We start from the raw sequence: 21376 nt of genomic DNA, 5'->3' as shown, positions 1-21376 counted from the left end.
TGTCTAAATGATAATTGCTCTTTTCGATTGCTTATAAATAGAAAGGCTAAAAAATCCGCAGACGTGAAGTCTGCGGACGGACGATAGTTTATTTGATGGCTTGGTCTTTGATGGGGAACCAGCCGGCGCGTGTCGTGATGGCGTTCCAGAGCGGGGCCGGGACAGCGAGTTCGGCTTGTTTATCCAAGTCGAGTTCGGTCTCGATGTCGTCTTCCCGGTCATCTTTCACTTTCTCGAGCCAATCCGGGTCGATGATGAGTTCACGGCCGAGCGCGGCGAGGTCGATGACGTTCAGTGCGTCTTCGACTTGACCTGGGCGCTGGAGCTGTCCGACTCCGATGAGAGGGACGGCACCATCGATGCGTTTAGAAATCCGGTCGATTGACCGCTCCGTCACGTTCTCGTCGCGCATCGAACCGATATTGAAGTTCCAAAGCGAGGCATGGATATAGTCGAGGTTTTCCTCGAGCAACATGTCGATCAATACGTCCGTATCGTCGAGCGTGATGCCTGGCTCTTCGACTTCTTCAGGTGAGAAACGGTAGCCGATCAAGAAATCGTCTGCGCCTTCAGCCGCACGCTTCACTGAGCGGATGACTTCGCGCGGAAACGTGAGACGTGCGTTCACGTCGCCACCGAAGCGGTCATCACGTCGGTTCGAGTGAGGTGAGAAGAACTGCTGAATCAAATACGTGTTCGCGCCGTGAATCTCGACGCCATCAAAACCAGCCTCGATGGCACGACGTGTCGCATCGCCGAACGCCTCGATGATCGCTTCGACTTCCTCGGTCTCAAGGGCACGCGGCGTGGCTGCCCCTTCACGGACCGGTGCGACCGCACTGGCGCTCACCGGTTGTTCGTTCGGTACGAGTTCCGGAGGAGACATGCGTCCCGCATGGAAGATTTGAAGGATCGCTTTCGCGCCTTCCGCTTTTAGACTCTCGGCGAGTTGACGCAGTCCAGGGATGAACTTGTCGTCGTTCACACCGAAGGCGTTCGGGAACCCTTTGCCGTCTTCGGTCACGTACGCGCACGCCGTGATGGCGAGTCCGACGTTCTTCGCCCGCTTCCGGTAATAGGTGAGTTCATGCTCCGAAACTTCACCCGTCGGTTCAGACGAATAGTGCGTCATCGGCGCGAGCACGAGCCGATTGTGGAGCTTGACGCCGTTTTTAAATTGGAAAGGTTGTAACATGCGTTTCATAAAAACTCCTCCTTATTGGTGATACCTTGAAGTCTAGTCGTCTCTTTTCAAAATTGCGAGCAGGATGCTTTCTGAGGAGCAGGTTGCACAATCGGTGAGCGGGTCGATGGTTGAAGACGTGAGAATAGGGTATAATACAGGAGAAAAGTTGATAACCGGTTGGAGACTACAGAGAGACCACGACATGGGGGGCGAAGCCTTGTTTTGTTGTGGTCTCTTTTCGTATACGTCTGACCGGATTCATTATAGGAGGGGACAAGATGGAAATCAGAAATTTCTCAGCGAAAGAACGTGCCAAACGATACGAACAACTGACGGGGGAACGCCATGATATTCTCGTCGTCGGTGGAGGGATCACCGGTGCCGGGATTGCCCTGGATGCCGCGTCTCGCGGGATGAAGACGGCCGTGCTCGAGATGCAAGACTTCGCGGCCGGAACGTCGAGCCGCTCGACGAAACTCGTCCACGGAGGGTTGCGTTACTTGAAACAGTTCGAAGTCGCACTCGTTGCCGAAGTCGGGAAAGAACGGGCGATCGTCTATGAGAACGGGCCACACGTCACGACACCGGAACGCATGCTGTTGCCGATGCATAAAGGCGGCACGTTCGGACCGCTCTCGACCGCGGTCGGCTTGATGGTGTACGATTTCTTGGCCGGTGTCAAACGCGCCGAGCGCCGCTTGATGTTGAAACCGGATGAAGTCATTCAAAAAGCGCCGCTCGTCAAAAAAGACGGTCTCGTCGGTGGCGGCTATTACGTCGAATATCGGACGGATGACGCCCGGATGACAATCGAAGTCGCAAAAGAGGCGGCCAACCACGGTGCCCTCCTCATGAACTATTCGAAAGTGACCGGTCTCATCTATGAGCAAGGCAAAGTCGTCGGCGTCCATGTCGAAGATCAAATCGATGGCAAGACATATGAAATCTATGCGAAGAAAGTTATCAATGCGACCGGACCTTGGGTCGACGTGCTCCGCGAGCAGGATGGTTCAAACAAAGGGAAGATGCTCCGCTTGACGAAAGGGATTCACCTCGTCATCGACCAATCGAAATTCCCGCTCAAACAAGCGATCTATTTCGATACGCCGGACGGCCGGATGGTGTTCGCGATCCCGCGTGACGGCAAAGCATATGTCGGGACGACGGACACGTTCTTCGATAAGGATAAAGCCCATCCCCGCATGACGACCGAGGACCGCGACTACATTTTAGACGCGATCCACTATATGTTCCCAGATGTGAACGTCACGGCAGACGATGTCGAGTCGAGCTGGGCCGGGATTCGCCCGCTCATTTACGAAGAAGGGAAAGACCCGTCTGAGATTTCACGGAAAGATGAAGTGTGGCAGTCAGAGAGCGGTCTCATCACAATCGCTGGCGGGAAGTTGACCGGTTATCGGAAGATGTCAGAGACGGTCGTCGATTTGGTGGCGAAACTGCTCAAACAAGATGAGGGTATCGTCTTCCTTGCCTCACGCACGAAGCATATGCCGATGTCGGGCGGTCACGTCGGCGGCTCGAAAGGATTTGACGACTTCTTGACGAAGAAGAAGGCAGAATTGAAAAACCTCGGTCTCGAGGATGATTTGGCCGAACAGCTCGTCCGTCTATACGGCTCGAACATCGATCGCGTCATCGAACGGATGGATACGAACGCGTACGACCTTCCAGAAATCGTCTACGCACAACTCCTTTACGGCATCGAGGAAGAGTCGGTCGTTCGGGCCATCGATTTCCTCGTCCGCCGGACCGGCGCGATGTTCTTCGACATCGATTTCGTTCGTAACTATAAAGAGGGCGTGCTCCGTTGTATGGCCGACGTCTTCAAATGGTCGGATGCTCGTCTCGCTGAAGAGCGGGCCGAGGTCGAGAAAGAAATTGACCTCGCCGTCGTCCCAGTGACGGTCGAATAACGAGACAAAAGGAACCTCGCCGCGGCGAGGTTCCTTTTTATAGGCCCAATGCTTCATAGTACGCCATGATGCGGTCGTCGAGCGCCAAGACGACATCTTCATCGCCCGAGAAATAAAGAATGAGGTACGTCCCGTCTTCCCGGTATACTTCTGTCTCGACCGTAAGGGTGGTCGGACGCCCTTCAAAAATAACGTCGATCGTACCGAGCGTGTGCACGTTCGCCTCGTCGAGTGCCGGGTCGGCCGCGAGTCGTTCCATCTGAGTGATATCAGATTCTCGGATCGGCTCATCGAACGTCTCGGATAAGACGGCAAACGTATCAGCAAAGTCCTCTAACTCGGTGTCAATCGAGGCCGCAAGCGGGATGTCCTCTTCATAAAAGGCGTTAAGATGATTGTCGTCGCCAAACAACGAGGCGCTGAGTGCGACCGAACTCCCGACCGCCAAGACGAACAACACGTATAACAAATATTGCTTCATGATTCAGCTCCAATTCGTTTCATATTTTCAGTATATCAGCGTACCCTGTGTTTAGAAATAGGTAGACAATGGTATTGAAAAAGATGGAAACAAGGAAAATGGGGATATCCGATGAAACAAGGACTGACGATTGGTAGCGATTCCGTTGCCTTGATTTCAAAATCGTCACGTCGCCAAATAAAATTGAATTTGATATGGTTAGACTAGTGCAAACTATGGAGAGAAGGTAGATGGATGTCACGGATGTTGATCGCAGACGACCAAGACGGGATTCGGTTGATGTTGGCGCAAGTGTTCCAAAACCTCGGCATCGAGGTCGACACGGCGAACGACGGACTGAGCGCCTGGGAAAAGCTCGAACAGAACGGATATGACTTAGTATTGCTCGATATGAATATGCCGCGCATGTTTGGCCACGAGGTGCTTCGCAACATGCGCCAACGAGACATCGATACCCCGGTCATGATCATGACCGCGTTCGGAGAAAAATCGACGCTCGAAGAAGTGCAACGGCTAGGCATCACTGCGCAATTTGAGAAACCATTTGATATTTATAGCATGATTGAAAAAGTGAAAGAAGTCTTGAAAATCGAGTAATTCGTCACGAAGATGACATATGTAAACGCTTGCGCAGAGCCATTTCTATGCCCAAATAGCATAGGCACACGTTTCGACGTGTGTTATAATGGGAACGAATTGCACGGGGGCATTTTTCCCAAAGTGCACAATAGCGAACAGACAGGAGGATGTCATTATGCCATTAGTATCAATGACAGAAATGCTTAACAAAGCATTCGAACGCAAGTATGCAGTCGGCCAATTCAACATCAACAACCTCGAGTGGACGCAAGCGATTCTTCGCGCTGCGGAAGACGAGAAATCACCAGTTATCCTCGGTGTATCAGAAGGTGCAGCGAAGTACATGGGTGGCTTCACAACAGTTGTTAAAATGACTGAAGGTCTCATGCACGACTACAACATCACTGTTCCAGTTGCAATCCACCTCGACCACGGTTCATCTTTCGACAAGTGTAAAGCAGCGATTGACGCTGGTTTCACATCTGTTATGATTGATGGTTCACACCACCCGATCGAAGAGAACATCGAAATGACGAAACAAGTCGTTGAATATGCACACGCTAAAGGCGCTTCAGTTGAAGCGGAAGTCGGCACAGTCGGCGGCGAAGAAGACGGCGTTGTCGGCGGCGTGCAATATGCTGACCTCGACGAGTGCGTACGTGTCGTCAAAGAAGCGAAAGTTGACGCTCTTGCGGCAGCACTCGGTTCTGTACACGGAGAATACCAAGGCGAGCCAAAACTCGGCTTCAAAGAGATGGAAGAAATCGCAGAAGCGACAAAAACTCCACTCGTTCTTCACGGCGGTTCAGGGATCCCTGAACACCAAATCAAAAAAGCAATCGAGCTCGGTCACAGCAAAATCAACGTTAACACAGAGTGCCAACAAGAATGGACTCGTGCCGTACGTGAGAAGCTCAACACAGACTCGAAAGTATATGACCCACGTAAAGTCATCGGCCCTGGTGTCGAAGCAATCTACAACGTCGTTACTGGCAAAATGCGTGAGTTCGGTTCAAGCAACCAAGCATAATCCTGTCACATCAGTCGGTTCTCCCTGTGAGAACCGGCTTTTTTCATGGAGCGCTCATCGGCTTGATGTTCGACACCGCCGCCTTAACGTAAAGGGTGTAGCAATTCCATGACAATTTCCTCATAATAAGAAGTGTAAGCGATCACAACACCATTCGAGGAGGAATTGCACATGCGTTTTTTCATTGATACGGCAAACGTGGAAGACATCAAGAAAGCTCATCAGATGGGCGTCATCGGGGGCGTGACGACAAATCCATCGCTCGTCGCCAAAGAAGGCGTCGATTTCCATACACGGCTACGCGAAATCTGTGAGATTGTCGGGGACCTCTCAGTCAGTGCGGAAGTTATTGCGCTCGACGCAGCGGGTATGGTGGAAGAAGGAAAGGAACTCGCGGCCATCGCGCCGAATATTACTGTCAAAGTACCGATGACACCAGCAGGCATGGAAGCGGTCAATACGTTTTCGAAACTTGGCATCAAGACGAACGTGACACTCATCTTTAACGCGAACCAGGCTCTCCTTGCAGCACGCGCCGGCGCGTCATACGTCTCGCCATTCATCGGTCGTTTGGATGATATCGGTCAAGATGGCCTCGACCTCGTCGAGACGATTGCGAATATTTTTGCCATCCATGGCATCGAGACAGAAATCATCGCGGCTTCCGTCCGCCATCCGGTCCACGTGACGAAAGCGGCTCTCCTTGGAGCCGACATCGCCACGGTACCGTATAAAGTCATCGAACAGATGATGAAACATCCGCTCACTGACAAAGGAATCGAGCAATTTTTAGCGGATTGGAATAACGCTCAATCCAAATAAGTTTGTCGCAGAAAGGTTTGATCATCGTGGAAATTCTCCATATCGTAGGACAGCAAAAACTTGAAGGAACAGTCGACATTAGCGGGGCCAAACAGAGCGCCTTACCTTGTCTCGTCGCAGCACTGTTGACGGAAGAACCAGTGACGATTGAAAACGTCCCTGTGATCGAGGACGTCGGAGTGATACTTAGTCTGTTACAAGAACTCGGGGTCGTGATTGAACGGGATGGGGAGCGGATGACGCTTCATGCGAAAGATGCTGTCGCGATGCCGCTACTCGGTTCAGAGACGCGTAAAGTCCGAGCCGCTGTCTATTTGCTCGGGGTGTTTGCGGCTCGTTTTGGGAAAGGGGCCGTCGGACTTCCTGGGGGATATGCGATTGGTCCACGACCGATCGATTTACATTTGAAAGCACTTGAGCGTCTCGGCATTACAGTCGAGAACGAGTCGGGACTCTATCACGTGAACGCTGAAAAGCTAGAGGGAAATCGAATTTATCTCGATCTCCGTTCGTTCGGGGCGACGGTGAGCGCCATGCTTGCGGCCGTGCTCGCTGATGGGACGACCGTCATCGAGAACGCGGCCATCGACCCGGAAGTGGTCGACGTCGCGACGATGCTCACTTCGATGGGGGCCCATGTGATTGGAGCGGGTACAGACGAGATTCGGATCAAAGGGGTCGACAAACTCCATGGCTGTACGCATACGCTCATCCCTGACCGCTTAGAGGCCGGGACGTTCATGATTTATGGCGCGGTGGCCGGGGATGTGACGGTACAAAACGTCATCCCGACCCACCTAGAAGGTGTCATCCAAAAGCTGATGGATTACGGGGCCGAGGTCGAAGTGGACGAGGAATCGATCACGGTGCGGGCGAATGCCTTCCAGCCGATCGATATTCGTGTCTTCCACTATTCGGGGTATCCGACCGATTTGCAGCCGATCATGTCGGCCGCGCTCTTGAAAGCAGATGGGACGAGCGTCGTCACGGACAAGTTGTACACCCAACGCTTTCGCCATATCGCGGAAATGCGACGGATGAACGCCCAGATTACGCTCGAGGATTCCTCTGCCGTCATCCGCGGCGGGACGACGCTCGCCAATGCGGAGATGGAATGCGCAGATGCGCGGAGCGGGGCAGCCCTCGTCTTGGCAGGACTCCAGGCGAGCGGTGAATCGACCTTGATCCATGCGGAAAAATTGAACGATTCTTATGTCGATTTCGTCGGCAAACTAAAACAACTCGGCGCCCTCGCCTGGGTCGATGAGGTGTCCGAGTAACAAAGGGGAGAATTCGGGTGGAACGTAGTTTATCAATGGAATTGGTCCGAGTCACAGAAGCGGCAGCGCTATCTTCGGCTCGCTGGATGGGTAAAGGTTTGAAAGAAGAAGCGGACGACGCGGCGACGACCGCCATGCGTGAAGTGTTCGATACGATTCCGATGAAAGGGGTCGTCGTCATCGGGGAAGGCGAGATGGATGAGGCGCCGATGCTCTACATCGGTGAGAAAGTCGGGAACGGGTACGGTTCACGCCTCGACGTCGCCGTCGATCCACTCGAAGGGACGAGCATCGTCGCAACGGGGACGTGGGGAGCGCTGGCCGTTCTCGCTGTCGCCGACGCGGGGGATTTGTTGCACGCGCCGGACATGTACATGGACAAGATTGCTGTCGGCCCGGAAGCGGCCGGATTGATCAGCCTCGACAATTCGATTGAAGAGAATATTGCCATCGTCGCCAAGGCGAAGAATAAGAACGTCGAAGACGTCGTCGTCACGATTTTACACCGTGACCGTCACGCAGAGTTGATTCAGCGCGTCCGGGCGACGGGTGCCCGCATCAAGCTGATTCCGGACGGTGACGTGGCCGCGGCTATCAACACGGCGTTCCCGAAAACCGGCGTCGACTTGTTGCTCGGCTCGGGTGGTGCGCCGGAAGGCGTCATCGCGGCCGTCGCGATGAAGTGTCTCGGCGGTGACTTCCAAGGCCGTCTGCTTCCTGAAGACGAAGCCCAAGAGAAGCGTTGCCAAGACATGGGCATCGCCGATACGGGCCGGATTTTGCTTCTAAACGACCTCGTCAAAGGTGAAGACTGCATCTTCGCGGCGACGGGCGTGACAGACGGAGAGCTTCTCCGCGGTGTCCAGTTCACCGGACAAGGCGGTCAGACGCACTCGGTCGTCATGCGCGCCAAGTCGGGGACGGTCCGCTTCGTCGAAGGCATCCACTCCTTGAAGAAAAAACCGAAAATGGTCATGAAACCATAATTCTCTCGAGTCGCGGACGTGATGTCCGCGGCTTTTTTGATGTGTTCCTACATATTTATAATGCACGCAGAATGGGAATGGAAAGACAGGAGGTGTGGATGATGATTGAAGTGGAATCGCTCGTCAAAACGTTCGGGGACGTCCCGGCTGTTGAGGGCATCTCGTTCTCGGTCCAGGAAGGAGAGATTTTCGCATTTTTAGGACCGAACGGAGCCGGAAAGTCGACGACCGTCCAAATGTTGACGACGCTCGTCCGGCCGACTGCAGGGAAAGCTCGGGTGAACGGATTCGATGTCGTCAAACAAGAGAAAGACGTCCGGCTATCAATCGGCGTCGCCTTGCAGGAGACCGGGATTGATAAAGATTTAACCGGACGGGAGTTGCTCGTTCTTCAAGGCAGATTGTTTAAAATGACGAAACAAGAAGCCGAAGCGCGTGCCGAGGAACTGCTCCGCGTCGTCTCGCTCACAGAAGCAGCAGACCGCCGGAGTGGCACATATTCAGGCGGCATGCGGCGGCGGCTCGATTTGGCGCTCACACTCGTCCATCGTCCGACCGCCTTATTTTTAGATGAACCGACGACAGGACTCGACCCGGCGAGCCGCATCGAGATTTGGAACGAGGTACGACGGCTGAACGAGGAGTTTGGGACGACAATCTTTTTGACGACGCAATACTTAGAAGAAGCGGACGAACTCGCCGACCGGATTGCCATCATCCATCACGGGAAAATCGTCAGTGAAGGGACGGCCGAAGAATTAAAACGCCTCGTCGGCGGCGAGACGATTGCGATGACGTTCCATAGTCCGCAAGAGGCGACGGCGGCCGCAGGTCTGTTCGGTCACACGGCCTTGGGGCACGATGTCGGCTTCGAGTTGGACGACCACACGTTGATGGATGTCGTTCGCCGGCTTGATGAACGGTCGCTTCAACCGGAACGCCTGGCCGTGAAGCAACCATCGCTCGACGACGTGTTTTTGAAAGTGACCGGGGAATCGTACGAAGGAGGTATGCCGGATGTGGACTGAAACCTGGCTGTTCACGAAACGGAGTCTATTGACGACGATTCGGAACCCGTTCTCGTTCATCCCGAACTTGATCATCTCCGTCTTCTTTCTGCTCGTCTACACGAGCGGGCTGTCGAGCGTCGCATCGTTGCCTCAATTTGAAGGGAGCGCCTATTTGAACTTCATCTTGCCGGTATCCATCGTCTCTGGGGCGGTCGGTGGGGCCGGGGGTACGGGACAAGCGCTCGTCCGCGATATCGAGAGTGGGTATTTCGCCCGGTTGCTCCTCACGCCAGCGACGCGGACGGCCATCGTGCTCGGACCGATGATTGCGGGGATGTTGCAACTGCTCGTTCAGACGCTCCTCATTTTCGGCGTCGCATTCTTGCTCGGTTTGTCGATTCCGGTCGGTCTGCCTGGTTTCTTGTTCACGGTGTTGCTCGCCATCGGGTTCGGCCTCGGTTTCGCCGGCTACTCGGTCGGAGTCGCATTGAAGACACGGAACGCACAGGCCGCACAGGCTGGGACCCTCTTGTTCTTCCCGCTCATTTTCTTGTCGACGACGTTCGTCCCGAAAGAGTTGATCGAGGCCGAGTGGCTCAAAGTGGCCGCGACGTTCAATCCGACGACGTATATCTTTGAAGGGATGCGTGCCGTCTTGACGCAACCGACGATCGATTGGAGCGCCTTATCGGCTGGACTAGCCGTCGCCGGGGCGATGAGCGTCATCATGGTCGTGTTCGCGGCGACGAACGCGCGCGGTGCCTTGAAACAAAAATGACGAGAGGGGTTCAACCCCGATCGTCCTGGTCGATCATGAACGTGACAATCAAAAAGAGAATAAAACTGGTCAATGAGGCCGTGCCCCCGATGATGAAGTAGACGAGGGTGACGGTCTCATTCCATTGAAACGGGTTCAGCGTGTAGAACCACATCCCACTCGTCAATCCAATCGATCCAAGCACGGCCGTCCATCCGTGAATCGTGACGAGCAGTTGGTTTCGGACCGAATAGACACGATAGAACACGCCCCAGGCGAAGACCGATAACCAACCGGCGAGCAGGACGTGGGCATGAATCGGACGAAAGGCGTAACTGCCGGCCCCGGACATATGCGACCCGAGCGCCGTCCCGATGACACCGAACATGGCGGCGAGGCGAATCAAACGAATTCCCCAAATCTTTTCCATGACATAGAACAACTCCTTCAAGGTGATGGCTCTATCGTAACGAAGCCAGATGAACGGAAGATGAACAGGGATTGAAGATGTACGTGGGGTGGTACACCATTAGAGAAGGAGGGAGACGATGGAACAATTACGAACGATGTTACACATCATACTGACCGGGGTGGGCGCCTATTTGGCCATCATCCTCATTTTGCGGGTATCTGGAAAGCGGACGCTCGCCAAAATGAATGCCTTCGATTTTATCGTCACCGTCGCGCTCGGTTCGATTTTGGCCACGATACTGACGAGTCAACAGACGCCGTTATTGAACGGGTTGACCGCATTTGCAACACTCGTGTTCATGCAATACATCATGGCCAAGTTGGCGACCCGCTCGAAACGTGTGAATCAACTGATCAAGTCGACGCCAGCACTGCTTTACTATGATGGGATCTATTTAAAAGAAACGATGCGCCGGGAACGGGTGCTCGAGATTGAAGTGTTGCAGGCGATCCGATCGAGTGGTACTGATTTCGATCAAGTCGAGGCCGTCGTCTTGGAGACGGATGGGACGTTTTCCGTATTGACGAGCACGGACACCGTGTTACGAAACGTCGAGACGAAAAAAACGACCCGGTTCCAATGAACCGAGTCGTTTGATCGTTTGTATTAGAGGTACGTGCCAGCACCGACATAACGTGGTGCCCAGTAACCTGATGTGAAGCTCGCGTATTTAACGCCGCCTGTCTCAGAGTTGATCATTTGTGTTTTGCTGAGTGCCATTCCAACGTGTTGGATCGTGCGGCCGTTGTGTGAGAAGAACACGAGGTCGCCGGCTTGAATCGCTGACTTCGAAACTTTCTTCGAGTTGGCGTATTGTGAGCGTGAATCACGTGGGATCGATTTGTTGATGGCTTTCTTGTAAACGTGACCTGTGTAACCTGAGCAGTCAAAGCCCGAAGTTGTCGTTCCGCCGTAACGGTAAGGTGTACCGAGGTACTTCTTCGACTCGGCTACGAGTTTCGTGCGGGCGCTTGACGCAGAAGACGTTGTGACTTTAGTGGCAGTTGCAGTTGCTGCTTTCAAGTACGTGAAAGTCGATGAAGCTGAGATATAACGGTGAGTCCCTTTATAGTTGATTTTGTAGAACGAACCAACTTTACCGAGGTATGTATAGCGTTGGCCTTTGTTCATCGTTGTCGTGACTTTCGAATTGAGCGACGGTGCTGTACGGATGTTCAAGCCGTTCACTTTCGAGTAAGCGAATGTTCCGCTAGCGGCTTCTGCTTGTTCACCTGTTGTGAAAGCAAGACCCGAGAAAGCGAGAGTGGCGGCGACAATGATAGATGCGAAACGCTTTAACATAATGTAATTCCCTCCGTTTTTTAAAATAAAACCCTAAGTGGCTGTATATGATCGACGTTTGTAAATAAGCTGTGGCAAAAGTTGAATGTATTACCCGGTTTCCTTTGCAAATAAACTATATCATGCGTAAGACCGATGGCATTTTTCAATCACAAGACAAAAACGATTTTCTTGTAACATATTTGAAACAATATGGGAGAATAGAGACTTGTTTGTTACATAGAACAGAAAAAGACTGTTATATTTTCAACAACAGGGGAATAGACTGTCATGAAGCCGTTTTTCAAACAGTGACGGTTCAATGAAATTATGATTAGATGAATGATGACTAAACGTTTATTTTTGAAATATAGAATCATGAAAGACAGGTGACTTGAATGAGTCAAACGACAGAACCCGCTAAAAACTATACGCTTCGAGAACTCGAGACGAAGACGTTAAAGGAATTATATGAAATCGCGAAAGAAGTGAACGTGCCGCAATACCGTGAAGCACGCAAGCGCGAGCTCATGTTTCGGATTTTAAAATCACAGGCCGAATCGAAAGATCTTTACTTCCTCGAAGGCATCCTTGAAATCATCCCGCCGAACCCGCAGTCCCAAAACGATGGCGGCTTCGGGTTCCTCCGACCGATCAACTATTCCCAATCGTCTGAAGACATCTACATCGCCGCCTCACAAATCCGTCGCTTCAACCTTCGCAACGGCGACCTTGTGACGGGAAAAGTCCGGAAGCCAAAAGAGAACGAGCGCTTCCAAGGACTGCTCAGCGTCGAAGCGGTGAATGGGGAGACGACGGACTCGACACGGAACCGTGATTACTTCCCGGCACTAACGCCGATTTATCCAGAGCAACAAATGGTGCTCGAGACGGAACCGAACCACTTGTCGGTCCGTGTCATGGACATGATCGCACCGGTCGGATTTGGACAGCGTGGCTTGATTGTCGCACCGCCAAAGGCAGGGAAGACTTCCCTGTTAAAAGAGATTGCCAACTCGATCACGACGAACCACCCGAATGTCGAGTTGATTATTCTCTTGATTGACGAGCGGCCAGAAGAAGTGACGGACATCCAACGTTCGGTGCCGGGTGCGGACGTCGCCTACTCGACGTTTGACGAGACACCGGAAAACCATGCCCGCATCTCGGAACTCGTGCTTGAACGAGCGATGCGCCTCGTCGAACATAAGAAAGACGTCGTCATCTTGCTCGATTCGATCACGCGTCTGACGCGGGCGTACAACTTGTCTGTCCCGCCGAGCGGACGGACGTTATCGGGCGGGATTGACCCGGCCGCATTCCATAAACCGAAGAAGTTCTTCGGGGCGGCCCGTAATATTGAGGATGGCGGTAGTTTGACGATTCTCGGGACGGCGCTCGTCGACACGGGATCACGCATGGACGACGTCATCTATGAAGAGTTCAAAGGGACGGGGAACATGGAGCTCCATCTCGACCGGAAGCTCGCGGAACGCCGGATTTTCCCGGCCATCGACATCCGTCGTTCGGGAACGCGGAAAGAAGAATTGCTACTCGGCAAAGGCGAACTCGACTCACTTTGGACGATTCGTCGCACGATGAACGAGTCGCCAGACTTCGTCGATCAGTTCTTGCGCCGGATTCGAGAAACGAAAACGAACCTCGACTTTTTTGCGGCGCTCGAGGCCGATAAGAAAAAGAGTCGTCGCCCGGTGAAAAAAACGAAAACGGACTTGTAAATCCGTGAACCGGGTGCTATTATATTCTAGTGAACTTTCTCTAGGTTGAAAGAATACTTAGGGCCGAAGGAGTTGAAAAGCAATGAAACAAGGAATCCACCCAGAATACCGTAAAGTCGTATTCATGGACTCGACGACTGAGTTCAAATTCATCTCTGGTTCGACTCGTTACTCTAACGAGACAATCACGATGGAAGATGGTAACGAATACCCACTCATCCGTGTCGATGTATCTTCTGATTCGCACCCGTTCTACACAGGTCGCCAGAAATTCGCATCTGCGGACGGTCGTATCGAGCGCTTCAACAAGAAGTACCAACGTTAATCGTCAACTTGTATGCACACCGCCTAGGGATTGCCCTTGGCGGTTTTTTGTTGTCTTTCGATGGGTAAAGAGACGAAAGACTGACGCGAGGGGGCTTTTATGGAATTCATATTGATTAGTATCAGTGTATTGATTGGCGTCGGTATATTGTCACAGTGGTTGGCTTGGCGCTATCAAATCCCGGCCATCATCGTCATGACGGTCGCAGGCGTTTTGGCGGGGCCGATTTTCGGATTGTTCGACCCGCGCGAACTGCTCGGTGAATTGTACAGCCCGATCATTTCATTTGCCGTCGCCATCATCTTGTTTGAAGGGAGCCTCGGCCTTCATTTCAGTGAAATCAATCAATTCCGACGGTCCATCGTCCGCATCGTGACGATCGGGGTGACGTTGTCGTTCGTTGGGGCCTCGCTGTTGATTCAATATGTCGGGGGTCTCCATTGGGTCGCTGCTTGGACGATGGGGGCGCTGTTCGTCGTCACCGGGCCGACGGTCGTCATCCCGCTACTGCGCCAAGCGCATCTGAAGGACCGGGTCGGCGCCATCTTGAAATGGGAAGGGATTATCGTCGACCCGGTCGGTGCCCTTCTCGGCTTGTTCGTCATCCGCATCGGCTATATCGTCTACGAAGGGATGGACTTGTGGATGCAACTCTTGTTCGCGGGCGCTTGTCTCGTCGGCATCGGTCTCGGCTACTTGTTCGGGCACGTGTTGATGGGCTGGTTTGTCGGTGAGAAAATCCCTCGCTATCTCCGGGCCTCGGTCACGTTGACGGCCGTCTTGATTTTGTTCTCATTGAGCGAGTTCATGATGCATGAAGTCGGCCTGCTCGCTGTCACGGCGATGGGGATGACGATGGCGAACACGAAACATCGAGATGAGGAGATCATCGAAGAGTTGCAATCGTTCAAAGAAGACATCTCGATTTTACTGATTTCGTCCGTGTTCATCTTGTTGACAGCGTCGCTGTCACGTGATGAGCTGCTCAACATTTTCCAATGGCCGCTCCTGCTGACGATTGCCGGCATCTTGTTTCTCGTCCGTCCGCTCGCGATTTACGGATCGACGATCGGCGTCGGCCTTCCGCTCAGTGAGCGCGGCTTCATCGGATGGATTGCCCCGCGTGGCATCGTCGCCATGACGGTCGCTGGTTTCTTCGCGGAAGAAGTGGCGCATCTCGGCATTGACGATGCGTCACAAATGTTGCCGCTCACGATCGGGCTCGTCTTTATTTCCGTGACGCTCCACGGATTGACGATTCGACCGCTCGCCCGAAAGTTGCAGTTGATCGATTACAAAAAAGAAGAAGCGGCAGACGAATGATGCGAAATCGGGACGGCAGTATGTCGTTCCGATTTTTGTCAGAAGTCAACCCTTTTCCTGTGACCGAAAGATGGGTATAATCGGAAAGCGATTAACGAAGGAGAGGGCGAAGTAGAATGATGCATGTGACGAACCGTTACGGTTGGATAGAAGTGATTTGTGGGAGTATGTTTTCTGGGAAGTCGGAGGAACTGATCCGCCGTGTCCGTCGGGCGCACTACGGGAAAATCCCTGTCCAAGTGTTCAAACCAGCGATTGATGACCGTTACCACGAGGAGAACGTCGTCTCCCATAGCGGCAACTCGGTCGTGGCAGTGCCGGTTCAATCGAGTCAAGACTTGTATGATGCGGTGCGTGAAGAGACACAAGTCATCGCCATCGACGAGGTTCAGTTCTTCGATGAAGGAATCGTCGACGTGGTCGAGCAATTGGCGTCAGAAGACAAACGTGTCATCTGCGCCGGCCTCGATATGGACTTCCGTGGTGAACCGTTCACGATGATGCCGGAACTGTTGTCGCGTGCCGAGTTCGTCACGAAACTGCAGGCGATTTGTCTATCGTGCGGAGCCCCGGCTTCCCGGACGCAACGATTGATTGACGGGGAACCGGCCCGTTACGAGGACCCGGTCATCTTGGTCGGCGCCTCGGAGTCATATGAGCCGCGTTGCCGCCATTGCCATGATGTCCCGAATAAACCACGCCCGGTCCGCCACACAGTGACCGACTGACGTCAACGGACCGCCCTCGGCGGTTCGTTTTTTGCTATAATGAAGACAGTTCGATTTGACGGAGAAAGGACGGATCATCATGTTTGACCGTTTGAGTGTATTAGAAGAACGCTATATGCAATTAAATGAGATGCTCGCTGACCCAGAAGTGCTCAGCGATGCGAATAAATTACGACAATATTCAAAAGAGCAGTCTCAACTCGAGGAGACGGTACAGGCGTACCGCCACTATAAAGAGACGAGCACGGCGTATAAAGAGGCGAAACTCATGCTTGAAGACCGCACGCTCGATGCCGACATGCGCGAGCTCGCCAAAGAAGAGATGACGCTTCTCGAGCCGGAAGTAAAGGCGCTCGAGGCGAAACTGCGTGTGCTTTTATTGCCGAAAGACCCAAACGACGACAAAAACGTGATCGTCGAGATTCGTGGGGCGGCCGGCGGGGACGAGGCAGCACTCTTTGCGGGTGATTTGTATAAAATGTACACACGTTTCGCCGAGCGCCAGAACTGGAAGGCCGAATTGATTGACGCCAACTATACGGAACTCGGCGGTTTCAAAGAAGTGACGTTCCTGATTAATGGGACGGGCGCCTATTCGAAATTGAAGTTCGAGAATGGGGCGCATCGGGTCCAGCGCGTCCCGTCGACCGAGTCGGGCGGACGCATCCATACGTCGACGGCGACCGTCGCGGTGTTGCCGGAAGCAGAAGACGTCGAGGTGCACATCGATATGAAAGACGTCCGCGTCGACACGTTCACATCGTCGGGTCCAGGGGGCCAGTCGGTCAACACGACCCAATCGGCCGTGCGATTGACGCACATCCCGTCGGGGCTCGTCGTGTCGTGCCAGGATGAGAAGTCGCAACATAAAAACAAAGACAAAGCGCTCAAAGTACTCCGGGCCCGGCTCTATGACAAGATGCAAAGCGAACACCTTGAAGAATTATCGGCCCAGCGAAAGTCGGCTGTCGGGACAGGGGACCGCTCGGAGCGGATTCGGACGTATAATTTCCCGCAGAGCCGTGTGACCGATCACCGCATCGGGCTGACACTTCAAAAGCTCGACCGCGTCCTCGCCGGTGAACTTGAAGATATCATCGACGCCCTTGTCATGGACGAACAGGCCCGTCTGATGGAGGATGTCGATTGATGCGAATCGCCGCGAGATTGAAGCAAGCGGAGCGGGAACTTCTAGAAGCAGGACGCGATGCCTCGACCGCGGAGTGGTGGCTCATGCACGTCCTTGACGTCGATCGGACGGGACTGCTCATCCGTTTATCCGACGAATTGACGCCGGAAGAGGCGTCGTCGTTCGATTCTGGCTTCGAGCGTCTCTTAGCAGGCGAGCCGGTCCAACACTTGATTGGCCGCGCCCCGTTTTATGGACGGATGTTCGAGGTCAATCGTGACGTCTTAATTCCGCGTCCGGAAACGGAAGAGCTGATTGAATGGGTCGTCGCGCATGTGCGGGACGTGTCTGATGATGACATCGTCGACATCGGGACAGGCAGCGGCGCAATCGCCGTCACACTCAGTCTCGAACTCGGCGTCCGTGTCCAAACGGTCGATATTTCCCGGGAAGCGATTGTTGTCGCCAAGCGGAACGCGGCCGTACTCGAGGCCGACGTGTCCTTCCATGAAGGCGACTGCCTCGCCCCGATTCCTGACGATTCGATTCGTGTCCTCGTCTCGAATCCGCCCTACATCGAGGCGGACGAGTTGCTCGACGAGACGGTCGCAGGTTATGAGCCTCACCTCGCTTTGTTTGGAGGGGCGGACGGGCTCGAGTTTTATCGGAAGATCATCGCCGACTCGATGCGCGTCTTGTGTGCCGATTGGCAGTTGATTGCATTTGAAATTGGGTATAATCAAGGACAAGTTGTGAAATCGTACCTGTCCGAACGTTATCCTGAAGCAGAAACGGGTATTTTAAAAGATATAAACGGCAAAGACCGAATCGTCTACGCCGTGAGGGAAGGGATTGCGCATGGAAACGAAATGGATCAAGCCGACAGAAGTTGAAGAAGGGGTACGTCTCTTACAGGCGGGCGAGGTAATCGCCATGCCGACGGAGACCGTCTACGGACTCGCTGGAGATGCGACGAACGATGTCGCCATCAAAAAGATTTTCGAGGCGAAAGGCAGACCGTCGGACAACCCGCTCATCGTCCACGTGGCCTCGGTCGAGCAGGCCGAACATTTCGCGCAATCCATCCCGCCGGTCGCGAGACGCTTGATGGAAGCGTTTTGGCCCGGTGCCTTGACCATCGTCTTGCCATCGAACGGTCAGGTGTCCGCGCTTGTGACGGCTGGCCTTGATTCGATTGGACTTCGGATGCCGGACCATCCGGCCGCGCTCGACTTGATTCGCCGGTCTGGTCTTGGACTGGCGGCACCGAGCGCGAACCGTTCGGGACGTCCATCACCGACGTCGGCCCGCCATGTGGCAGATGATTTGACCGGTCGGATCGCGGGTATTATGGATGGGGGACCGACAGGCATTGGTGTCGAATCGACCGTAATCGACTGCACGACGGAACCGGCGACGATTTTACGTCCGGGTGGCGTGACGAAAGAAGCGATCGAAGCGGTCATCGGCCCGGTCATTCTCGATGCCAACTTGAGCGATGAATCAGCTGCGCCACGATCACCAGGAATGAAGTATACCCATTACGCCCCGAGCGCGCCTCTTTACTTAGTCGAAGGAGGGCGCGACGATCTCGTCCGTGTCGTCACGACACGGCAGGCGGAGGGCAAGCGAGTTGGCGCACTCGTATTCGATGAAGCGACGACCCCGGCTGACGTCACCCTCTCCCTCGGAATTTCGATGGAGACGGCGGCCCAGCGGCTATACGAGGCGTTGCGAAAATTTGATGAGACGGATGTAGAAGAGATTTACGTGAATCGGATTGAACCGACGGGAGTCGCTCTTGCCGTATACAACCGCCTCTACAAGGCGGCAGGCGGTAAAGTCATCCGTCCACAGGAAGAGGCTTAAGGACATAGAGGAGGATCACGCGATGTCGATGAAACGCGTATTATTCATATGTAGTGGGAACACATGCCGAAGCCCGATGGCGATGGCCTTGCTCCGCTCGAAAGTGACGGGGGACGAGTTCGATATTCGTTCGGCCGGGCTTCGGACGATGCAAGGGTTTGACGCATCAGAAAATGCACTCCAAGTGCTGCGTGAACGAGGAATTGAGCTCGATCACGTGACGCAGACGTTTGACGACGTCCTCGGACGCTGGTCAGACGTCATCTTGACGATGACACGGGCGCATCGTGAACAGATTCGGGACACGTATCCGGATTTGGCCGATCGCACGTTCACATTATATGAATTCGTCACGGGGCTCGAGCGCGATATTAACGACCCGTTCGGAGGGTCGATGAACGTCTACCGCCAAGTCCGAAACGAACTCGAACCACTCGTGAATCGACTTGTGCTAAAATTGACGAATGACGGGTCAAAGGTGACAAAACCACCGAGACGCCTACCAAAGAAGACGGGGGAATGACGGAATGAAAATCGCAATTGGCGCCGATCATGGCGGATTCAACTTGAAGAAAGACATTATCGGACTATTGGAAGAGCTCGGTCACGAGTATAAGGACTTCGGGACGCACTCGGCCGACTCGATCGACTATCCAGACGTGGCGATTCCGGTCGCTGAAGCCGTTGCGGCCGGCGAGTTCGACCGTGGCATCTTGATTTGCGGGACTGGAATCGGCATCGGGATTGCCGCCAACAAGGTCAAAGGCATTCGCGCGGCGCTCGTGCACGACTCGTTCAGCGCGAAAGCGACACGTCAACACAACGACTCGAACATCATGACGATGGGCGAGCGCGTCATCGGACCGGGTCTTGCCCTCGATTTAGTGGCGACATGGCTCGATACAGACTTCGAGGGCGGACGCCACTCGAACCGTGTCGACAAGATGAGCGCTTACGAAACGAAGTGACGGCGATGAAGGCGGAACTTTTGAACTTACTGACGGAGTTGCACGAACGCTTTCCGTTAGATGAGGACAAGATTCTTGTCATCGGTTGTTCGACGAGTGAGGTCGTCGGCAAGACGATCGGCAAAGCGGGTTCGATTGATGTGGCGTCAGACTTCATCGAAGCGTTTCTCGCGTTTCGGGACAAGACCGGCGTCCATCTCGCTTTTCAAGGCTGTGAACATATCAATCGCGCCCTCACGGTCGAACGACGGACTCTCAAACAGTTCGGTTTGCAGGAAGTGACGGTCGTCCCGGTCCGCGCGGCGGGCGGGGCGATGGCGGAGAAGGCGTACGAGCAATTCAATGCACCTTGCGTCGTCGAATCGATTCAAGCGGACGCCGGAATCGACATTGGATCGACGTTGATCGGTATGCACTTGAAGCCGGTCGCAATCCCGGTCCGATTGTCGGCAAAGCAACTCGGTGAGGCGTACGTCACATTCGCCATCACGCGACCGAAACTGATTGGCGGCCCGCGGGCCCACTATCCAGCGAAATAACGAAAGCCGGTCGTATTGACCGGCTTTTTTGCGTTACAATTCTTCACTGAATAGATATGAAATGACCATCGGAAAGCGTTCGCGCCAAGCGAGCTCGTTATGCACGCCTTCTTCGATGACCTCGAAGCGGATATGCTCGACCTTGTCGCGCAATAGGGCGTAGACACGTTCGCTCGACTCGAGATACATCTCGTTCGTCGGTCCGTCTGCTGACGGTTGTTCGACTTCTTTGCGGCCAACGTCCATATACAGACGTTCGACATCGCTCAAATCGCTTGACTCGATCAACTGCTCGAGCTCGGTCTGGTTGAACCAGAACGCCGAGGACAACGAGGCGACACGTTTGAAAATGTCAGGATAGACGCATGCGGCGTAAATCGAGATCAGGCCGCCCATCGAGCTGCCCATCATCGCCGTCTCGTCCGGGTTCGTCCGGTAGTTCGCGTCAATCATCGGCTTCAACTCTTGGGCGATATACTCGATATAGGCCGACCCTTGTCCGCCGAGCGTCACGTCTTGACCGAGCAGGCTCTCACCGATGAACGGGTTTTCCCACGGTCCATATTCGTCGAGCCGCATCTCGCCGGGGGCGCTGTCGATGCCGACGATGATCAAGTCGCGTTTCGAAGCGTCCACATACTCGCCGGCGCGCCAGCTCATTTTATAGATTGCGTCCTCGTCGGCGAACACGTTTTGTCCGTCATGCATATAGAGCACGGGATAACGCTTGTCCGTCATGTCGTAATCGGCCGGCGTATAAATCCGAATCGTCCGCTCACGTTCGAACGGGGTGATGGTGATCTGTTTTGTCTCAATCATACAAACCCTCCTCTGATCGTCTTCTTCCATATGATACCCAACTTGACCTCTGATTAGACGATACCCAAAAAAAGAAGCATATGTTACGATGGGGTTGTTGATTTGTAGACATTTAGAGG

Annotated in this window: 24 protein-coding genes; 19 read left to right on the top strand and 5 right to left on the bottom strand. The window is 53.8% G+C overall.

From position 1 onward, the window contains the following. Positions 1-88: 88 nt before the first annotated feature. Positions 89-1204, bottom strand: a complete 1116-nt coding sequence (locus DPV68_RS02100; protein WP_114165186.1) for an NADH-dependent flavin oxidoreductase — start codon at positions 1202-1204, stop codon at positions 89-91. Between the two features lie 260 nt (positions 1205-1464). On the opposite strand from DPV68_RS02100, the gene DPV68_RS02095 reads away from it, so the two are divergent. After that, a complete protein-coding gene (locus tag DPV68_RS02095; RefSeq protein WP_114165185.1) occupies positions 1465-3120 on the top strand; it encodes a glycerol-3-phosphate dehydrogenase/oxidase in 1656 nt (551 codons plus the stop codon). Between the two features lie 37 nt (positions 3121-3157). Here the strand turns inward: DPV68_RS02095 and DPV68_RS02090 are convergent, their stop codons facing one another. Then, positions 3158-3601 (bottom strand): hypothetical protein, encoded by a 444-nt coding sequence (locus tag DPV68_RS02090; protein ID WP_114165184.1) that lies wholly within the window; start codon positions 3599-3601, stop codon positions 3158-3160. A 234-nt stretch (positions 3602-3835) separates the two neighbouring features. On the opposite strand from DPV68_RS02090, the gene DPV68_RS02085 reads away from it, so the two are divergent. The 7 genes from DPV68_RS02085 to DPV68_RS02055 all read left to right on the top strand — a co-directional run bounded on the left by DPV68_RS02085 (position 3836) and on the right by DPV68_RS02055 (position 10086). Next, the gene (locus DPV68_RS02085) at positions 3836-4198 is read left to right on the top strand and encodes a response regulator (RefSeq protein WP_232819456.1); all 363 of its coding nucleotides are present in this window, start codon (positions 3836-3838) and stop codon (positions 4196-4198) included. A 157-nt stretch (positions 4199-4355) separates the two neighbouring features. Next, the gene (gene fba, locus DPV68_RS02080) at positions 4356-5210 is read left to right on the top strand and encodes a class II fructose-1,6-bisphosphate aldolase (RefSeq protein ID WP_114165183.1); all 855 of its coding nucleotides are present in this window, start codon (positions 4356-4358) and stop codon (positions 5208-5210) included. A 171-nt stretch (positions 5211-5381) separates the two neighbouring features. Beyond that, entirely contained in the window at positions 5382-6032 is a 651-nt protein-coding gene (gene fsa / locus DPV68_RS02075; protein ID WP_114165182.1) for a fructose-6-phosphate aldolase, read from the top strand. Between the two features lie 26 nt (positions 6033-6058). Then, the gene (gene murA / locus DPV68_RS02070; RefSeq protein ID WP_157964128.1) at positions 6059-7312 is read left to right on the top strand and encodes a UDP-N-acetylglucosamine 1-carboxyvinyltransferase; all 1254 of its coding nucleotides are present in this window, start codon (positions 6059-6061) and stop codon (positions 7310-7312) included. Between the two features lie 17 nt (positions 7313-7329). Continuing rightward, positions 7330-8298 carry a class II fructose-bisphosphatase gene (gene glpX / locus DPV68_RS02065; protein WP_114165181.1) on the top strand — a complete coding sequence of 323 codons (969 nt, stop codon included), beginning with the start codon at positions 7330-7332 and terminating at the stop codon, positions 8296-8298. A 101-nt stretch (positions 8299-8399) separates the two neighbouring features. Then, positions 8400-9326, top strand: coding sequence for an ATP-binding cassette domain-containing protein (locus DPV68_RS02060; RefSeq protein WP_114165180.1), 927 nt, complete (start codon positions 8400-8402; stop codon positions 9324-9326). Next, complete coding sequence (locus tag DPV68_RS02055) at positions 9316-10086, top strand: ABC transporter permease (protein ID WP_114165179.1); 771 nt, start codon at positions 9316-9318, stop codon at positions 10084-10086. Before DPV68_RS02060 ends, DPV68_RS02055 begins: the two co-directional genes overlap by 11 nt. 10 nt (positions 10087-10096) lie before the next feature. On the opposite strand, the gene DPV68_RS02050 is transcribed toward DPV68_RS02055, so the two are convergent. Then, the gene (locus tag DPV68_RS02050) at positions 10097-10495 is read right to left on the bottom strand and encodes a hypothetical protein (protein ID WP_114165178.1); all 399 of its coding nucleotides are present in this window, start codon (positions 10493-10495) and stop codon (positions 10097-10099) included. Between the two features lie 118 nt (positions 10496-10613). Here DPV68_RS02050 and DPV68_RS02045 point away from each other — a divergent pair, with 118 nt between their 5' ends. Next, a complete protein-coding gene (locus tag DPV68_RS02045) occupies positions 10614-11120 on the top strand; it encodes a DUF421 domain-containing protein (protein ID WP_114165177.1) in 507 nt (168 codons plus the stop codon). A gap of 23 nt (positions 11121-11143) precedes the next feature. Here DPV68_RS02045 and DPV68_RS02040 read toward each other — a convergent pair whose 3' ends face one another. Next, complete coding sequence (locus DPV68_RS02040; protein WP_114165176.1) at positions 11144-11839, bottom strand: C40 family peptidase; 696 nt, start codon at positions 11837-11839, stop codon at positions 11144-11146. A 377-nt stretch (positions 11840-12216) separates the two neighbouring features. Here DPV68_RS02040 and rho point away from each other — a divergent pair, with 377 nt between their 5' ends. From rho to DPV68_RS01990, 10 genes are all read left to right on the top strand, one after another. Further along, positions 12217-13557 (top strand): transcription termination factor Rho, encoded by a 1341-nt coding sequence (gene rho / locus DPV68_RS02035; protein ID WP_114165175.1) that lies wholly within the window; start codon positions 12217-12219, stop codon positions 13555-13557. 82 nt (positions 13558-13639) lie between these two features. Continuing rightward, on the top strand, positions 13640-13882 hold the full coding sequence (locus DPV68_RS02030; RefSeq protein WP_021066109.1) for a type B 50S ribosomal protein L31: 243 nt from the start codon (positions 13640-13642) through the stop codon (positions 13880-13882). Between the two features lie 99 nt (positions 13883-13981). Beyond that, entirely contained in the window at positions 13982-15205 is a 1224-nt protein-coding gene (locus tag DPV68_RS02025; protein WP_114165174.1) for a cation:proton antiporter, read from the top strand. A 116-nt stretch (positions 15206-15321) separates the two neighbouring features. After that, positions 15322-15933 carry a thymidine kinase gene (locus DPV68_RS02020; RefSeq protein WP_114165173.1) on the top strand — a complete coding sequence of 204 codons (612 nt, stop codon included), beginning with the start codon at positions 15322-15324 and terminating at the stop codon, positions 15931-15933. A gap of 79 nt (positions 15934-16012) precedes the next feature. Then, complete coding sequence (gene prfA / locus DPV68_RS02015) at positions 16013-17083, top strand: peptide chain release factor 1 (RefSeq protein WP_114165369.1); 1071 nt, start codon at positions 16013-16015, stop codon at positions 17081-17083. Further along, complete coding sequence (prmC, locus tag DPV68_RS02010; RefSeq protein WP_114165172.1) at positions 17083-17955, top strand: peptide chain release factor N(5)-glutamine methyltransferase; 873 nt, start codon at positions 17083-17085, stop codon at positions 17953-17955. The genes prfA and prmC overlap by 1 nt, the downstream gene beginning before the upstream one ends. Beyond that, the gene (locus DPV68_RS02005; protein ID WP_114165171.1) at positions 17921-18931 is read left to right on the top strand and encodes an L-threonylcarbamoyladenylate synthase; all 1011 of its coding nucleotides are present in this window, start codon (positions 17921-17923) and stop codon (positions 18929-18931) included. The genes prmC and DPV68_RS02005 overlap by 35 nt, the downstream gene beginning before the upstream one ends. A 28-nt stretch (positions 18932-18959) precedes the next feature. Next, the gene (locus tag DPV68_RS02000) at positions 18960-19454 is read left to right on the top strand and encodes a low molecular weight protein arginine phosphatase (RefSeq protein ID WP_232819455.1); all 495 of its coding nucleotides are present in this window, start codon (positions 18960-18962) and stop codon (positions 19452-19454) included. Positions 19455-19458: 4 nt separating this feature from the next. Continuing rightward, positions 19459-19899, top strand: coding sequence for a ribose 5-phosphate isomerase B (rpiB, locus tag DPV68_RS01995; protein ID WP_114165169.1), 441 nt, complete (start codon positions 19459-19461; stop codon positions 19897-19899). After that, positions 19896-20438, top strand: a complete 543-nt coding sequence (locus tag DPV68_RS01990) for a TIGR01440 family protein (protein WP_198662229.1) — start codon at positions 19896-19898, stop codon at positions 20436-20438. The genes rpiB and DPV68_RS01990 overlap by 4 nt, the downstream gene beginning before the upstream one ends. A 33-nt stretch (positions 20439-20471) precedes the next feature. Here DPV68_RS01990 and DPV68_RS01985 read toward each other — a convergent pair whose 3' ends face one another. Beyond that, positions 20472-21257 carry an alpha/beta hydrolase gene (locus DPV68_RS01985; RefSeq protein ID WP_114165167.1) on the bottom strand — a complete coding sequence of 262 codons (786 nt, stop codon included), beginning with the start codon at positions 21255-21257 and terminating at the stop codon, positions 20472-20474. Between the last annotated feature and the right edge of the window lie 119 nt (positions 21258-21376).

Origin of the sequence: Exiguobacterium sp. TNDT2 (genome assembly GCF_003331145.1) — a bacterium.
Taxonomy (GTDB): Bacteria; Bacillota; Bacilli; order Exiguobacteriales; family Exiguobacteriaceae; genus Exiguobacterium.
Note: the sequence above shows the minus strand (reverse complement) of the source record. Positions and strands in the feature narration are given on the sequence as shown.

What these genes read in the sequence shown, in the direction of transcription:
- DPV68_RS02030 (WP_021066109.1), top strand. Translation starts at nt 13,640, where the DNA reads ATGAAACAAGGAATCCACCCAGAATACCGTAAAGTCGTATTCATGGAC.
- DPV68_RS02085 (WP_232819456.1), top strand. Translation starts at nt 3,836, where the DNA reads ATGTCACGGATGTTGATCGCAGACGACCAAGACGGGATTCGGTTGATG.
- DPV68_RS02100 (WP_114165186.1), bottom strand. Translation starts at nt 1,204, where the DNA reads ATGAAACGCATGTTACAACCTTTCCAATTTAAAAACGGCGTCAAGCTC.
- rpiB (WP_114165169.1), top strand. Translation starts at nt 19,459, where the DNA reads ATGAAAATCGCAATTGGCGCCGATCATGGCGGATTCAACTTGAAGAAA.
- DPV68_RS02000 (WP_232819455.1), top strand. Translation starts at nt 18,960, where the DNA reads ATGAAACGCGTATTATTCATATGTAGTGGGAACACATGCCGAAGCCCG.
- DPV68_RS02055 (WP_114165179.1), top strand. Translation starts at nt 9,316, where the DNA reads ATGTGGACTGAAACCTGGCTGTTCACGAAACGGAGTCTATTGACGACG.
- DPV68_RS02095 (WP_114165185.1), top strand. Translation starts at nt 1,465, where the DNA reads ATGGAAATCAGAAATTTCTCAGCGAAAGAACGTGCCAAACGATACGAA.
- DPV68_RS02060 (WP_114165180.1), top strand. Translation starts at nt 8,400, where the DNA reads ATGATTGAAGTGGAATCGCTCGTCAAAACGTTCGGGGACGTCCCGGCT.
- prfA (WP_114165369.1), top strand. Translation starts at nt 16,013, where the DNA reads ATGTTTGACCGTTTGAGTGTATTAGAAGAACGCTATATGCAATTAAAT.
- fsa (WP_114165182.1), top strand. Translation starts at nt 5,382, where the DNA reads ATGCGTTTTTTCATTGATACGGCAAACGTGGAAGACATCAAGAAAGCT.
- DPV68_RS02040 (WP_114165176.1), bottom strand. Translation starts at nt 11,839, where the DNA reads ATGTTAAAGCGTTTCGCATCTATCATTGTCGCCGCCACTCTCGCTTTC.
- DPV68_RS02025 (WP_114165174.1), top strand. Translation starts at nt 13,982, where the DNA reads ATGGAATTCATATTGATTAGTATCAGTGTATTGATTGGCGTCGGTATA.
- DPV68_RS02050 (WP_114165178.1), bottom strand. Translation starts at nt 10,495, where the DNA reads ATGGAAAAGATTTGGGGAATTCGTTTGATTCGCCTCGCCGCCATGTTC.
- prmC (WP_114165172.1), top strand. Translation starts at nt 17,083, where the DNA reads ATGCGAATCGCCGCGAGATTGAAGCAAGCGGAGCGGGAACTTCTAGAA.
- fba (WP_114165183.1), top strand. Translation starts at nt 4,356, where the DNA reads ATGCCATTAGTATCAATGACAGAAATGCTTAACAAAGCATTCGAACGC.
- DPV68_RS01985 (WP_114165167.1), bottom strand. Translation starts at nt 21,257, where the DNA reads ATGATTGAGACAAAACAGATCACCATCACCCCGTTCGAACGTGAGCGG.
- DPV68_RS02020 (WP_114165173.1), top strand. Translation starts at nt 15,322, where the DNA reads ATGATGCATGTGACGAACCGTTACGGTTGGATAGAAGTGATTTGTGGG.
- DPV68_RS02005 (WP_114165171.1), top strand. Translation starts at nt 17,921, where the DNA reads ATGGAAACGAAATGGATCAAGCCGACAGAAGTTGAAGAAGGGGTACGT.
- rho (WP_114165175.1), top strand. Translation starts at nt 12,217, where the DNA reads ATGAGTCAAACGACAGAACCCGCTAAAAACTATACGCTTCGAGAACTC.
- DPV68_RS02045 (WP_114165177.1), top strand. Translation starts at nt 10,614, where the DNA reads ATGGAACAATTACGAACGATGTTACACATCATACTGACCGGGGTGGGC.
- DPV68_RS02090 (WP_114165184.1), bottom strand. Translation starts at nt 3,601, where the DNA reads ATGAAGCAATATTTGTTATACGTGTTGTTCGTCTTGGCGGTCGGGAGT.